The organism is Luteolibacter rhizosphaerae (assembly GCF_025950095.1).
Lineage (GTDB): Bacteria > Verrucomicrobiota > Verrucomicrobiia > Verrucomicrobiales > Akkermansiaceae > Haloferula > Haloferula rhizosphaerae.
In genome coordinates, this window is sequence record NZ_JAPDDR010000012.1 from 79,010 (window position 1) to 93,951 (window position 14,942).

Annotated in this window: 12 protein-coding genes; 6 read left to right on the plus strand and 6 right to left on the minus strand. The window is 61.1% G+C overall.

What is annotated here, in order from left to right:
* Positions 1-52: 52 nt before the first annotated feature.
* Positions 53-670 carry a 3-keto-disaccharide hydrolase gene (locus tag OJ996_RS20915; protein WP_264515627.1) on the minus strand — a complete coding sequence of 206 codons (618 nt, stop codon included), beginning with the start codon at positions 668-670 and terminating at the stop codon, positions 53-55.
* A gap of 174 nt (positions 671-844) precedes the next feature.
* Between OJ996_RS20915 and OJ996_RS20920 the strand changes: the two genes are divergently transcribed.
* Complete coding sequence (locus OJ996_RS20920) at positions 845-1,483, plus strand: tetratricopeptide repeat protein (protein ID WP_264515628.1); 639 nt, start codon at positions 845-847, stop codon at positions 1,481-1,483.
* 3 nt (positions 1,484-1,486) lie between these two features.
* Here OJ996_RS20920 and OJ996_RS20925 read toward each other — a convergent pair whose 3' ends face one another.
* Positions 1,487-1,957, minus strand: a complete 471-nt coding sequence (locus OJ996_RS20925) for a CYTH domain-containing protein (protein WP_264515629.1) — start codon at positions 1,955-1,957, stop codon at positions 1,487-1,489.
* A gap of 91 nt (positions 1,958-2,048) precedes the next feature.
* Positions 2,049-5,837, minus strand: coding sequence for a chromosome segregation protein SMC (smc, locus tag OJ996_RS20930; RefSeq protein WP_264515630.1), 3,789 nt, complete (start codon positions 5,835-5,837; stop codon positions 2,049-2,051).
* 245 nt (positions 5,838-6,082) lie between these two features.
* Here smc and OJ996_RS20935 point away from each other — a divergent pair, with 245 nt between their 5' ends.
* On the plus strand, positions 6,083-7,159 hold the full coding sequence (locus OJ996_RS20935) for an Ldh family oxidoreductase (protein ID WP_264515632.1): 1,077 nt from the start codon (positions 6,083-6,085) through the stop codon (positions 7,157-7,159).
* Between the two features lie 13 nt (positions 7,160-7,172).
* On the opposite strand, the gene OJ996_RS20940 is transcribed toward OJ996_RS20935, so the two are convergent.
* On the minus strand, positions 7,173-8,513 hold the full coding sequence (locus OJ996_RS20940) for a hypothetical protein (RefSeq protein WP_264515633.1): 1,341 nt from the start codon (positions 8,511-8,513) through the stop codon (positions 7,173-7,175).
* 643 nt (positions 8,514-9,156) lie between these two features.
* Here OJ996_RS20940 and OJ996_RS20945 point away from each other — a divergent pair.
* Positions 9,157-10,023, plus strand: a complete 867-nt coding sequence (locus tag OJ996_RS20945) for a hypothetical protein (protein ID WP_264515634.1) — start codon at positions 9,157-9,159, stop codon at positions 10,021-10,023.
* 2 nt (positions 10,024-10,025) lie between these two features.
* On the opposite strand, the gene OJ996_RS20950 is transcribed toward OJ996_RS20945, so the two are convergent.
* Together OJ996_RS20950 and OJ996_RS20955 are read right to left on the minus strand one after the other, a co-directional pair.
* Positions 10,026-10,937 carry a choice-of-anchor A family protein gene (locus tag OJ996_RS20950; RefSeq protein ID WP_264515635.1) on the minus strand — a complete coding sequence of 304 codons (912 nt, stop codon included), beginning with the start codon at positions 10,935-10,937 and terminating at the stop codon, positions 10,026-10,028.
* Between the two features lie 167 nt (positions 10,938-11,104).
* Entirely contained in the window at positions 11,105-12,469 is a 1,365-nt protein-coding gene (locus OJ996_RS20955; protein ID WP_264515636.1) for an ROK family protein, read from the minus strand.
* 187 nt (positions 12,470-12,656) lie between these two features.
* On the opposite strand from OJ996_RS20955, the gene OJ996_RS20960 reads away from it, so the two are divergent.
* From OJ996_RS20960 to OJ996_RS20970, 3 genes are read left to right on the plus strand one after another with little or no spacing between them, the layout of a single operon-like run.
* The gene (locus OJ996_RS20960; protein WP_264515637.1) at positions 12,657-12,908 is read left to right on the plus strand and encodes a FeoA family protein; all 252 of its coding nucleotides are present in this window, start codon (positions 12,657-12,659) and stop codon (positions 12,906-12,908) included.
* Between the two features lie 9 nt (positions 12,909-12,917).
* Complete coding sequence (gene feoB, locus OJ996_RS20965; protein WP_264515638.1) at positions 12,918-14,801, plus strand: ferrous iron transport protein B; 1,884 nt, start codon at positions 12,918-12,920, stop codon at positions 14,799-14,801.
* Position 14,802: 1 nt separating this feature from the next.
* The gene (locus tag OJ996_RS20970; protein WP_264515639.1) at positions 14,803-14,940 is read left to right on the plus strand and encodes a hypothetical protein; all 138 of its coding nucleotides are present in this window, start codon (positions 14,803-14,805) and stop codon (positions 14,938-14,940) included.
* Positions 14,941-14,942 lie beyond the last annotated feature (2 nt).

Genomic DNA, 14,942 nt, shown 5'->3' on the forward strand with positions numbered 1-14,942 from the left:
CAGGTAATCCCGCGGCGGCTTGGAGAGAATCGGAACTACCGGCAGGAGGAGATCAAAGCTCCTTCACGCGGATGTTCTTGTAGAGAGTGGTGCTGCCCTTGTCGTGGGCCTGGATGGCGAAAGTGCCGCCGTCTTTCTGCAGCTTGCTCTTGCCTTCCTCGGGCTCGTAATCCTTCACGACCTTCTTGCCGTTCACCGAGACATTGACCTTGCCCTTCTTCACGGTGATCTCGTACTTCATCCACTCGTTGTCTTTGAAGGGCTCCTTGTTATCCACGTAGTTGTAGAGACCGCCGGACTTCTTCCAGTCGCCCTGGGTATTGTTCACCTGGACCTCGTAGCCAGCGGAAGGCCAGCCACTGTCCTGGAAGGTGGTGTGGATGAAGAAGCCGCCGTTGGAGTTCGGCTTGGTCATCACGTCCAAGCGTACTTCGAAGTCCTTGAACTTGGCGGCACCGTCCTTGCCGACGAAGAAGAGGTGAGAGCAGTCGCCGTTCGCGACGATCGCACCTTCCTCGACCTTGAAGGCTTCGGCAGGGCCGCCGATCTTCCAACCTTCGAAGCTCTTGCCGTCGAAGAGAGATGTGAAGCCCTTCTCCACCTTATCTTGGGCGGAGGCGGTGAGGACGAGCGCCGAGCAGGCGGCAAATGCGGACAGGAACTTTTTCATGGATGGAACGGGGTTACGCAGGATTCTCCCGCCGACTGTCGCCCTTGCAAGCGGAGGAAACGGGATGACGCGGAAAAGCGACGGCAGGGCCTCATTTCGTCTGAAACGAACGGAAGCTTTTCTTTAAGGACGACTTGGGATGTCATGCAAGACGCCCGCCAAACCACCATATCCATGAAACTGAAAGCCGTCCGATCCGGAGCTCTCACCGCCGTCCTCGCCTTCGCCGCACTTTCCCCGATGCATGCGGAGGAAGATGCCGCCGCCCTGAAGGCCCGCGTGGCCGAACTGGAAAAGCGCATCTCGGAGCTGGAAACCAAGTCCGCCTCCGAGAAGAAGCTCGAACGTCTCCGGGAGGAGAATGTGGCGAAAGCCAAGAAGCGAGCCTCGGAAGACAAGAGCAACTACAAACCCGAGGAACTTCAGGAGATCGAGACCCTCTACCAAGTGGCGAACAAGAACTGGCGCACCGAGGAGGCCAAAACCAGCCTCAAGAAGCTCCTGGACAAGTACGACGAGTCCAACCGAACCGGTTGTGCCACGCTCTACATGGGCCAGATGAGCGAGGGTAAGGAACGCATCGAGTATCTCACCCGTGCCGTGGAGAAGTTCAGCGACTGCTACTACCTGAACGGATGCCAGGTCGGCGGCTATGGCCGCTTCGTGCTCGCGCTCACGCTCTGGGAATCCGGCGAAAAGAAGGAGGCGAAGGAGCTACTGAAGGAACTCAAGACAAAGTACAAGGACGCCATCGACCATAAAGGCCGCCCGATGGGAGAGCTCGCCGAGGCCGCGGAGAAGGAGCTGAAGTAAGGACTACTTCGTCCCCCATTCGCACCAGGGATGCGCTGCAAGAGCGAGGTTGAAGTATCGCGGATCATCCGAGACTTCAGCCCCTGCCCATGGCGGCAGCGTCAAGCTTGCAGCCGCATCCGGCAACTCGACCTCCGCGACGATAAGTCCCGCGTTCGCCCCTTCGAATTCGTCGATCTCCCAGCAGCGTCCCTCGTGCCAACGCTCGTAGCGGACTTTTTCCAGAAGCGGCGGCACGCAAAGCTCCAGCAACTCCCGGGCATTCTCCAGCGGGATTTCATACTCGTGCTCGCTGCGCGCGATGCCGCTCGTCTTGCCCTTCACGGTGAGGAAGCCCTGCTCGCCCTTGATCCTCACCCGGACGCTGCGCTCCGGATCCCGGCACAGGTAACCTTGCCGGATCTCCTTTCCCGCCGGGCCCTCCCGCCACGCATCCGAACTCACCAGGAACTTTCTTTCGATTTCGATCGCCATCGCGTGCCGCGGTTAAAATTCGGGGGACGGAAAGCAGACCCACCCGGGCTTACCCTCCGTCCCCCATCCCTCTTCTGTCGGAAGAATCTTGTTATGCGTCAAGTCGCAGCGCGGCCTTCTGCGCGGCGGTCTTCGCCTCGCCCTTGCCGGCCATGTCGTCCGCGCTGGTGAGGCGCATGCCCACCGGCTTCGAGACACCGAACTCCTCCATCGTCACCCCATACATCACGTCCGCGCGGGCCATGGTGCGCTTCGAGTGGGTCACGATGATGAACTGGCTATTGTCGATGAAGCGGTCGAGGACCTTCACGAAGCGGTTGATGTTCGACTCGTCGAGCGGTGCGTCCAGTTCGTCCAGGACGCAGAAAGGACTCGGCTTGATCATGTAGATCGAGAAGAGCAGGGCCACCGCGGTCATCGAGCGTTCGCCACCCGAGAGCAGCGAGATGCTCTGCAGTTTCTTGCCCGGCGGCTTGGCAATCACCTCGATGCCGGACTCCAGCGGATCGCTCTCGTCCACCAGCATGAGATCGGCCTTACCCTGCTCGCCGAAGAGCTCCTTGAACATGTCGCGGAAATTGATCTTCACCTGGGCGAAGGTCTCGGCGAAGCGGCGCTGGGTCTCATCGTTGATCTTCTCGATCACCTCGATCAGATTCGCCTTCGAGCTGACGAGGTCGTCGTAGTTCGAGCGGACCTCGTTGTAGCGCTCTTCGAGTTCCTCGTATTCCTCGATGGCGTCAACATTCACGGGGCCCATCGAATCGAGGCGGCGCTTGAGATCGCCCACGATCGCTTCCACGAAAGACCAATCCGGTTCGCCTGTCATCTGCGGGGGAAGCTCGATATCGTCCTCCCCCTTCGAGGCGTCCACCACGATAATCGGCTGCTCATCCTCTTCGCCTTCTCCTTCGCTCTCGCTCTCAACGAAAGTCTGGCGACCGCCGCGGGCCTGCTGCGACTTCTGGGAAGCGATGCAGGAAAGAAGTGCATGAGCATCCGGCTCGAAGGTGGCGAGCTCCACCTGGTGGCGCTCGAGGATCGTGGTCACGAGGCTTTCCAGACGAAGCTCGATCTTGGTGATCGCGACCTCTTCCCTGCCCCGCTGTTCCGCCGCCTTTGCGTGCCTGCGACGCGACTCCGAAAGCCCGGCTTCGGCCTTGTCGATCGCTTCGATCAGCTCATTGCGACGGGCCGAGCGCGACTCGATTTCCACTGCGAGGTCCTCCGCTTCAGCCTGATGGGTCTCCACCTCTTCGGCGAGCCGGGCATTCTCCGCGGCGGCGGATTCGATGCGTTGGACAAAGGATTCGATCTCCGTTTCGCGTCGGATCGAGAGTTCGCGGAGCTCGCTCAGACGGGCCTCCATCGGCTGCTGCTGGGCTTCCGCAGCCTGCTTCGCCTGGCGCTCCACCGCGAGCGAGGTGCGCAGCTCGTTCAAGGTCTCGAACAGTTCAGCCTCATCGCGCTGCGAGCCTTCCACCTGCGACTGCAGGCGGCGCTGGTCTTCTTCGTGACCTTCGAGACGCTCGCGGGCCATCGCCAGTTCGCTCTCCAGACCGCTGCGGCTGTCGTGGGCGGCCTGCTCGCGGGCATCAAGCTCACCGCGCTCCCAGCGCACGTTGTCGAGCTTGGTCTGCACGCTCTCAACTTCACGGGAGGCAAGCGTCAGCTGCCCCTGCAGTGTGGAGAGTTCCACCTTGTGGCGCTGGATGCGCTCGCGACTGACTTCCATCTCCTCTTGGAGCTGGGCCAGAGATGCCTCCAGATCCGACACGCGCTGGCGGGCAGCGGCTTCCGCGTCGACCAGACCAGCCACTTCCTTCTCGAGGTCGCGGACCTCGTTCTGAAGCTCCAGCACCGAGACATTGCCTTCGCCGGCATCACCACCGTGGATGATGCCTTCCGCACCCACCACTTCACCGGCTTGCGTGACCATGTTCACATCCGGGAAGGATGTACGCAGGCGCATGGCGGTGGCGTAGTTCGGCACGATCAGCACCTTGTCGAGCAGGCGTTCGATCACGCGGGCCACCCGAGGATCGGACTTCACCTTGTCGAGCGCCCATCCCACCGCGCCTTCCGGCAAGGCTTCCATCTGGGTGCCGCCATTGTGGCCGACGAAAGTCTCGGGAAGAATCGCCGCTTGGCCGAGACGCTTCTCCGTGAGGCGGGAGATGATCGCATCCGCCAGCTTTTCATCGGAGACCAGCACGGCCTGCAGGTTGCGGCCGAGTGCCGTTTCGATCGCACGGGCACAGCTACGGTCCGCCTCGATGAAGTTTGCGAGCACGCCGTGAATGCCCGGTTTGAAGCGCTCCGCATCGTCCAAGCCATCGAGCACTTTACGCGTGCCCTTTTGGAAACCTTCGCCGCTTGCCACGAGTTGCTTCACCACCCGCAGGCGCGAATCGCGTTGGGCGAGCACCTTGTGAGCCTCGGCAGCGGCAGTGCGGGCCGCATCCAGATCACCGCGGGTGTGCTGGTAACCACGCTCGGCCTTCTGGAAGGCTTCTTCCAGTTCGGTCGTGCGGGCCGCATGCTCATCCAATTCGGTAGCGATCCGGTTCCGCTGCTCGTTCGCCTCCTCGATTTCGAGATTCAGGCGCTGCTCCTCATCGGCGAGCATACGGGCGCGTTCGCGGCTGGTTTCGAGCTGGGCCAGCGAACTCTCGATGCGGGCCTGGGTGGAAGCGATGATCGTCTGGGCGCGGTTCGCTTCGGCGCGGGCTTCACGCAGTTGCGTTTCGATCTGCTCACGATCCGCGCGGGCCATGCGCGTGCGCTCTTCCTGATCACCAAGCTGGATCTCCTGTTCGGCGATGCGGCGGGCGAGTTGCTCGAGAGCCTCGTTCGCCGCGACCACGTCGAACTCCTGCTGCGCGAGCTTCTCACGGGTGCTCTCGATCTCCTCCCGGTTCTGCGAGATGCGGCCTTCGAGCTCGGCCTTGCGCTCTTCGTTGAACGCGACGCGGCCCTGTGCGGCGGAAAGCTGGTTGCGATGCGAATTGAGTTGCTGGCGCAGGTCGGCCAGTTCTCCTTCGAAATTGCGGGCGTTGAAGCGGGCGTCCGCTACCGCCTCTTCCTTCGGCGCCATCAGGCGCTCCAGCTCCGCTTCCGTCGCTTCCAGCGAGCGAATCGAAGTCTTCAGCTCATCGCGCTCGGCGCTGAACTCCACGAACTTCTTGTGGCCGAGGTGGGTGTCGAGGATGCGGACATCCCCCGCAAGCGCCTGATAGCGGCGGGCCTTCGCCACTTGGCGCTTCAGCGAGTTCATGCGGCGCTCTTGCTCCGCCAGCACATCGGAGACGCGCAGCAGGTTCGCCTCGGTAAACTCCAGCTTGCGCAGGGCTTCCTTCTTCTCGCGCTTGTATTTGGTGATACCGGCTGCTTCCTCAAAGACCGCCCGGCGTTCTTCCGGCTTGGAGGAAAGGATCTGATCGATCTGGCCCTGAGCCATGATCGAGTAGGCCGTGCGGCCGATCCCGGTATCCATAAGCAGGTCGTGGATATCCTTCAGCCGGCAGAGCGTGCCATTAATCCGGTATTCCGACTTCCCGTCTCGGAAAACCCGGCGAGTTAGCGAGACTTCGTTGTAATCAACCTTGAGCGCTTCCTCGCAGTCCGCCATCGTCAGTGTCACTTCCGCCATGCCCAAAGGCTTGCGGCGCTCCGTGCCATTGAAGATAACATCCGCCATCTCCCCCCCACGCAGTGCTTTGGCCGAGGTTTCCCCCAGCACCCAGCGAATCGCGTCCACCACGTTGGACTTGCCGCAGCCGTTCGGACCGACGATGCCGGTAACGCCCTTGTGGAACTCGATCTTGGTCTTGTCCGCAAAGGACTTGAAGCCGTGGATGTCGAGAGACTTTAAATACATGCGACAGAAGCGGGTTAGAGGTTCAGCCCGGGAGGGAATCCGGACGTCCTTCACCATAACCCCGATTCCCTCCGATAAAAGCAAAGCGCAGCGATCCGACTACATCTTGTATCCCCACTGGAAAAACACCACCACCTGCTGAGATTTGTGAACTTTAAGATTTCCAAATCATTCTGCACACATGGGGACTCACTCGGCACTTGAGTTGTCCGACAGCCCTGATTCTTCTAACGCTTTCACCTACCATGTCCGATTTCCTCACCGTCTCCCGCACTGCCCACGACCAACTCGTCGAAGCCGCTTACCGCTCCCGCGGCTACACGGCGGACGAGGCTGCCGAGGGGGCCAAGCTGGCGGCGGAGGCGGCCCGCCATGGGATCCGCACCCATCACGCACTCAAGGCCTTGCACCTCGACCACCTCTTCGGCAGCGCCACCGGCGGCTGTGTCCCGGGAGCGGAGATCGAGGTGGTGGAAAGCCGCTTCGCGGCCTCTGAAACCTGGAATGCGCACCGCAAGTTGGGCCAGAGCGTGGCCTACCGTGCAATCGAGCGCTGCATCGAACTCGCCGACAAATACGGCATCGGCCAAGTCAGCGTGGACAATGCATTCCACTACCTGTGGGGGGGCGGCTACGTGATGGATGCGGCGGAGCGCGGCTACATCGCCTACACCAACTGCACTTCCACACTCGCGGAGGTTGTTCCCTTCGGCGGCAAATTCCCCACGCTCGGCACCAACCCGCACTCGTGGGGCTTCCCTACGACTGAAGCCTTGGGCTTCCCGGTGGTGAGCGACTGGGCGACCTCAACGGTGGCGATGGGTCGCGTGCAGGCGCTCAAGCGCGAGGGCAAGCAGCTTCCGCCCGGGGCGGCTGTGGACAAGGACGGTAACCCGACCACCGATCCGAACGAGGTCGTGGCCCTGCTCCCTTTCGGCGCACACAAGGGCTACGCCATGTGCCTCATCAACGAACTTTACGGCAGCCTGATCGGGGGCTCCCTCCCCACCCTTCGCGGCCGGGCCGAGAAAGCTCCCGCCGGTGAGAAGACCACCGCAGCCTTCTATTTCCAAGTGATCCATCCGGATGCGATCTCCGGCCGCAACTTCGCGAATGGCCGAGGTCAGATGGAGAACCTGGCCACGGTGCTAAAGGACATCTTCGGTCACGGCAACGAGAGCTGCGTGCTGCCCGGGCAGTTCGAGGCGGAAGCCCGCAAGCGGTCGGATGCCGCCGGCGGCCTGCACTTCACCGAAGCAGAGCTGACGGAATTCAATGACCTAGCGAAGGAGCTGGGAATCGCTGGGCTCGAACCGATCTAAGCTGACCTGCAGCTCACTCCGCGGCTTGAATCTCTTGGAAGCTCTCGCCGGGCTTCTGATAGGTATTCGAGAGGTGGTAGTTCCCCTTCCCATCGCTGAAGACGTGCTTGTAGTGAAAGGGTAGCTCCACACGGCTACCATCCGAGTCCTGATAGTCCTGCACCTCGCGGATGCCTTGGATGCGGCGGCGCTGGACCTCGTCATCGGAGCGCATGCGCTGCATGAAGGCAGCATGCTGGCGGTCGCTCATATCATTGTAGAATTCACCGCGGCGACGGATCTCCTCGGCGATGCGCTGGCCGCGCAGATTGATGATCTGCTGCCGGACTTGGGTCATCTGGTTCCACCACCGCGGAAGCGGGGCCAAGGTGTTCGCGTAGGCATACACCTGCGACTTCACACGATCGAAGTCATCCGCCGGAGCTGCGGCGCAGAGGACGATAAAGACACTCCAATTCAGCGAACGGACATGCTGGGTGCCTACCGGAGGGTAGCGTGCGTAAGAGAGGTGGATTTCTTCCATCATCGCCACGCCTTCCTCGCGATAAGAGATGGTCAGCGTGTGGATGGTATTCTCGATTCCGGGGTTGAGATTCTTCCTGGCATTCGCCTCCGCCTCCGGATGCCTCTTGTTAGAGAGCAACTCCACCGCGCTGACAGCCGGATTCGTGCGGCGGATGGTTGCCACAAGCCATTGCCCGATATCCTGCGGAGATGGGTTGCCCTGCGGAGGCATATTCGCGGACTCCAGATAGCTGAAGTGCTGCGCGGGCAGGATGGTAATCTTCTCCCGACCCGGGCCTTTGACCTGAATGGATGCTTGGGGATACGGATCGTCCACCGGCGGCCACTCGATCTTGCCCTGCGAGTTCCAAGACTCCGGAACGAGCATGCTGTAGGCGGCCACCCCGCCCATCGAGACATCGGGAAAATTCACCCGCTTGAGTCGCAGTGCTGCTTGAAGAGACTCACCCGGCGGGTCCTGCGCGGGCTCTTCCTTCCGCGGCTTCATCTCAGGGACCGCATCTACCGCCGCGAGTTGATAGCTCTTCCCTTCCATCGACAGGCTCGCCGTCTCTTCGTCTTCATCCAGGGTCGCGCGGAAACGCTTGGCCACTCCATCCACGGTGAAGTGTCCGTCCACAGTGCCCGCATCCTCCGTCTCCCTGACCGTAGCGGTGAAAGGATGGATGCCACCGCCGAATCGGATTTCTCCGGAGACGTGGGTTTCGTCTTTATCCGCCTCCAAGACCACCACGGTGACACCCTGACCACTGAAGATGTAGAGCGGCGCGGCGAAAGCCGAAACCGCACAACATAGATACAAGCTGGTGAATAAAGGGAGGATCTTCATGGAGGGAATGGGAGACAGGTATCCGTATCACTCCCGCCGGATCACCGCGACTGGAATCCCCTGCTGAAACCGGCTACCCTGCAAGTTTTGCCGCCCTAACGCAAGGTTTGCAGGCCCATGGACAGCGCACTTTCACGACACCTCTTCAAATGCCGCTGATAGTCAATATCTGCTTATCAACCATGCCAGCTGGCATGCGGGATGCGGAAGAGGTGACAGGTCGCCGCCACCTGATTCCCTGACTCACTCCCCGACATGTTCTATCCCCACCCCTCGCCGGTTGGAGTGCGCGCACTTTGTTTGCTCGCGCTTGCACTTCCCGGCCCATGCAACGCCCGGGTGCCATCTCCCGCGGACGACGGGCTGGCGCAGGTGGACGCGAGCGATCCCTCCGTGGTCGCCACTTTGATTTCCCTAGCCGGTCTTTGCCTGCTGCTGCGGCGGCGGACCTGAAGCGAAGACCCGGCTGGCAGTTTTGTCCCGGTGTGTCGAGGCAGGTGGTGCCACTCAAGTAGCACCAGGGGTGCGGTCCCCAACCCGTGGTAGGGACACCGCGGAACATGCGGGACCGCACCCGAACCGGCCGGCACGGATTCATCACGAAGAGATTGAGGCTGGAAGATAAGCCGCATAGATAAGCCGTGTGAAACTCCTCCTCGCGCTTCTCGCGCTCACCCTGCTGGCCCCTGCCGATGAACTGCAGGTGTGGACCAGCCGCAAGGGCGAGACCTTCAGCGGTAATTTTTTGGCCGTGCGTCCCGGTAAGGTTTTCGTGCGGGGACCAGACAAGAAGATCTTCGCGATCCCGATGGAGAAACTCACCGACTCTTGCTTGGCGGAGGCCGGCTACCTTCAGGACAAGCTAGGGGCTTGGGCGAGGGAGCAGGTGAATCGCAAAGCGATGAACGAAGCAAGCGCTTGGGCTGTGCTCATGCTCGCGCCCGAGGCAATCGATGGGAAGGTCTTCCTGATAAAGGCGCACGTGGAGGAGATCGTGAAGGGCAAGGAAACCGCGCTCACGAAAGGCAAGGTGAAGTTCAAGACCGAGAGCGGGATCGAAGGGCAAGCCGACTTCAAGGCTACTCCCATCGTAGTGAAGGACGATGCCGTTTACACCGGTTTCCCTGCCAATCTCCCCGATGAGGAGGTGAACCAGCGCAATGCCATCATGGTGCTCTCCACCCGCTCGGACGTGGCGCTGCAGGTGAAAGCCACGAAGGGCAAGATCGTGGGCGGCTACATGGCCACGTCCGAGGACATGGAGAAGGCGCGCGAGGAGGATGGCAAGGTGGTGGAATACGAAGCCGAGATCGTGCGCCTGCGGATGATAGTGATGGAGGAGCAGATCCGCAGCGGGGCAGCAGTGCGCGGTGGAGCCTCGCTTACCTCCGCGGATAGGAAGCCTCTAACAGTTCCTCCCCACCGCTTCACTCCCGAAGAGTTAGAAGCGATCAAAGCGGAACTCAGCTGGCTGAAAACCAAGATTCCGCATCAAGGCTTCGGTGGCTGAAACTAGCGGCGGCGGCGCCAGACCAGAAGAGCGCCCGTGAGGCAGCTCAGCAGGAAGGCGGACGGTTCCGGCACCGTCACCGGCGTCGGCAAGGTGCCTTGGAAGAGGTAGTTGTGCGCCTCGCCGCTACCGAAAAGATTTCCCGCGATCAGGTTCCCGTCGATGTTGCCGTTGTTGAAGTTCACGGTGGCACGCGGCGCCAAGATGCTTCCTTGGATGCCCACACCGCCGAGGTCCAGCGAGGTGGCATCAACGAAGTTATAAATGACGTTCTGCCGGCTCACAGTGCCACGACCGTCGTTGTTGATGTCCCAGAAGCTGAAGCCCATCTGGAACATTCGGCTGTAGTCGCCGGTCACGTTGACGAGTACCGTTGAGCCGGAGGGAGCATCGATCGCCAGCGTATTAGTGGAGGCCAGAGCCGCACCGCTCAGAGTGAAGATGTTCAGGTCGGAGTTCGAGCCGCTGAGATAGATGCCACCCCAAGCTTGGACCGCGGTATTGCCGGTGGACGCTAGGCCGCCCCAGTAGGAGGAGGCATTGAGAAGGTAGCTGTTGGTCGTATTGAAATCGACCGCGCTGCCATGGGTGATCGAGCCACGGGGCACGCCGAATCCGCCGGATAGGGTGCCGCCGTGGACAAGATTGCCGTATTGGACTTCCCCGTTCATAACGAGATTTCCGCCCACAACGAGCGAGTTCCCGGCACTGGAGGGACTAGAACTGAAACTACTACCGACGCCGTAGCCGTTCAGCGTCGCATTGCCTGCGACTGCCACCCGGCCTTCGGCATCGGTGTTTGATTCGTTCATCGTGCCGAGCACGTAAACGTTATAATTGGAGGCGACGGACAGGGTGGTCGCATGGAGCGCCGCGCTGCTCGCAAGGAGCAACGCCAAAACAGGGGATTTCACGGGGGTAAAACAGCAGGGGTGACACCGCGCAGGGTGAGATGCGCGCGGCAGATGGCCGTTTTTGCCCCTGCATGTTTTGCAGGTAAAGCGGAATCAGTTAAGAAATCCTAAACTTCGTAAAGCCACGTAATTGCATGATGCAGCGATACTTACGTGATCACGTAGGTCTAAATCGCTGCCAGGCTCGCTGCGGCAACCGCTTGTCCGTGGCGCTTCGTTTTCTCGTCCGGCACTACCAGCTTGATTCTCAATTCGGGAAACTCGGTCATGAGCACTTTCTCCGCTTCGGCGATGATGATGGTGCCCCCTTCGCCAGAGGTCACGCGGCCTAGGATGAGTAGATTGCGGATTTCATAGAAGTCCGCGTAGTGAGCGATGGCATAGCCGAAGCAGGTGCCGATGGTTTCGTAGATCTTCCGTGCCCGCTCGTCGCCGGCCTTCATGGCCGTCTGCACTTCCACCAACTGCTCGGGGAACGGCATGTTGCCGAACTCGAATCCGGCAAGCCGCGCCAGACGCGCCACTCCCTGCTGCGAGAAGAACTGCACCCCACAGCCTTCATCGCCGCTCCATTCGTCCAGAGGTCCGTTCTCGCGGTAGTCCACCGGCGCGAAGGCGAGTTCGTTTAACCATGGACGGATCGAGCCGTTCGAATCCACATAGCCTGCCGCTTCACTCGTGCCCATCGCCACGCCGAGCACGGCATTCTCGTTGAGCGCCATCGAGCCGGCAAGGGCGGTCACTTCGCCGTCATTGACGACCTCGAAAGGGATTCCTTCCCAGCGCTCCTTCAATTCGAAGAACATCTTGCGGATCCGCAACTCGAAGTCCGCCTCGCTCACGCCGCGGAAGAGCGATGCGGCCCTCACCTCGTTATTCACGTAAACTCCGGCAGAGCTGCCGCCGATAGCATCCACACGCGGGAGATGGGCGGCGGCACGCTTGAGGGAATCCTGCACTCCCTCGATGTGATAGTCCGGATCGCTCTGGAAATAGGGATCCCACACCACCTCTTCCGAGAACACGACTTCACCGTCGATCATCGCCGCGCACTTGCGGTCGGATCCACCGAGATCGAAGCCGATGCGGCAGCCGCCGAGGTGACGCCCCAGCGCGATGGCGTCCGCCGATTCAGAAGGAAGCTCGCCGCGTGTGGCCACGCTGAAAGACAGGGGCTCGCCGAAAATCTTGCCGCCGATGAAATTGCTATCGAATTCACGTGCTCCAGCCGGACCGTAGATCGCGGCCAGTGCCGGTACCAGCTCCGGCGCGCCCGAGATCAAGACGCGGCTGCCGCCCTTCTGCCACAGCAGGAACTTCAGGACGCGCTCCACGTAGCGGAGCGTGCTCCCGAAGTGCTCCACCGTATCCGGCAAGATCGGCGAGGACCAGCGGAAGGCGGTGCCGTCTGCACGAACCAGAGCCAGATCCAACTCGCGGCTGTCCGAACGCTCTTGAGCAGAGGTGCGGTAATTCCGATTCCAAAGAACGGCGGGAACAAATGAGGGATCGAGAACCGGAACGCAGGCCATCGGAGAATCGGTAACGCAGGGAGAAGACGCCGTCATGAGTGATTTCACGCAGTCAGGGCCAATTCCTGCCGGAATGGAATGATTTAATGCGAATCAATACCTCCAATTTGCGAAGTGTAGTGACAGGATCGAAACATCTGCCGGGAATCTTGTTGCAAATCCATCTCAATTGCCGACTCTAACCGCGATGGCGCTTGCCAAAGCCAACGATCTCCACGCCGACAGCTTGCTCAGCTTGAGCCAAGCTCAGGTCGGCTGTGACTTCAGAATCAAGGCATTGAATGGCCCTGCCTGCGACCAACTGCGCAACCTCGGTTTTTGTGAAACCTTGCAGGTCAGGAAGCTGGCCGACGGTCGCAATCTGATCTGCTCCGTCTGTGGCACGCGCCTCGCGCTGAGCCGCGAATTGGCCAGCCAAGTGATGGTGGCTGTTGCCTGATTTTTTACGATGTCCGGTTCACTCGAAACCGTCGCCCTCGCCGGCAACCCCAACGCCGGGAAAACCACGCTTTTCAACGCCCTCACTGGGGCCAACCAGCGCACCGGCAACTATGCTGGCGTGACGGTTGACCGGAAATCCGGTGAGATGTTCACGCCGCACGGGAAGAAGCTGCGCCTTGTCGACTTGCCCGGTTGCTACTCTTTGGATGGCGGCAGTCCCGATCAAGAGATCGCCCGGAAGACCTTGCTGGGCGAGATCGAGGGCGAGGCTAGGCCGGACCTTGTCGTCTGCGTGGTCGACTCCTCCAACCTCGAGCGTCACCTGGTTCTCACGCTTCAGGTGATCGAAACCGGCCTACCGGTGGTCATCGCGCTGAACATGGTGGACGTGGCGGAGAAGGCGGGACTGAGACTGGACCCGGCCAAGCTCTCCGAAGAACTGGGCGGCGTGCCGGTGGTACCGATCCAGGCGAATGCGAACAAGGGCATCGTGGAGCTGAAGCAGGCTCTCCGGCATCCCTTCCCCCACCCTGCGGACACGCCGTGGAAGAGTGGTCTGGATGAAACCCTGGCGGATCGTCGTCTGGCTCATGTGATCCAGACTTGCGAAGTGGCGGCCCGTCGTCCGGACGGCCATAGCTCCACGCTTTCGGACAAGATCGATCGCTTCGCCCTTCACCCGGTATTCGGCTGGATCGTCTTTGCGGCGGTGATGTTCTGCGTATTCTGGACCATCTTCTCGATCGCGGATGTGCCGATCGGCTGGATCGAGGACGGCACCGGAGCGGTGAAGGAATGGCTCACCGGGAAGATGCCGGATGGCGACCTGCGCTCGCTGTTGGTGGATGGCATTGTCGCGGGTGTGGGCGAAGGCGTACTGGTCTTCCTGCCGCAGATCATCATGCTCTTCTTCTTCATCGGCCTGCTGGAGAGCTCCGGCTACATGGCCCGGGCCGCCTTCCTGATGGATGGCGTGATGGCCAAAGCGGGTTTGAGCGGAAAGGCTTTCCTACCGCTGCTGAGTTCCTTCGCCTGCGCCTTGCCGGGAATCATGGCCACCCGCACCATTGACTCCGCGAAGGAGCGGCTGACCACCATCTTCGTGGCACCGTGGATGAGCTGCTCCGCACGCCTTCCGGTGTATCTCACTCTGGTTCCCCTGCTGCTGGTGGGCATGACCAGTCTACAGCAGGCCCTGATCTTCTCGGCCATCTATGTGCTCGGTGCAGTGACCGCCCTTGTGGTCGCCCGTATCCTGCGCGGCAGACTCGGCGAGGATGCCACGCCGAGCCACTTCCTGCTGGAGCTGCCACCCTACCGCGCGCCGCAGTGGAGCTACATCTTCCGCCACATCGCCGGTCGTGCCGGTGCCTTCCTGAAGAATGCGGGCACCATCATCCTGGCGATCTGCATCATCCTCTGGGCGCTGAGCACCTATCCGAAATCCGACTCGGAAGATCCTGCGGAAGTCCTCGCGCACAGCGCCATGGGACGAATCAGTGCGGTCGTAGAGCCGCTGGTGAAGCCGCTGGGCTTCGACGGCCGCACCGGCACCGCCATCATGACCTCCTTCGCCGCGCGCGAGGTCTTCACCTCGACCATGGGCCAGCTCTACCACGTGGAGGAGAGCGAGGATGAGGATGAGAACTACAGCCGCATCCAGAACGCTCTGGCCGCTGCAACTTGGCCGGACGGGAGCAAGATGTTCACCCTGCCGGCTCTGCTCGCGCTGATCGTCTTCTACATGTACGCGCTACAATGTTTGCCGACGACCGCCGTGGTGGCCCGTGAGGCGGGCTCGTGGAAATGGGCGATCGGCCAGTTCATGTTCATGAGCGCCTTCGCATGGCTGGCCGCATTTGCAGTCTTCCAGATCGGGTCTTTGTTGTGAGATGAACGATTGGCAAACATGGGCGGCTCTCGGGGCCGTGGTGCTCGCCACCCTCTTCCTGGTGCGCCACGCCACGCGCGGAAAGGGCAAGAAGAGCTGCGGCCACAATTGCGGCTGCGGTAAAAAAGAAGGGATCTAAAG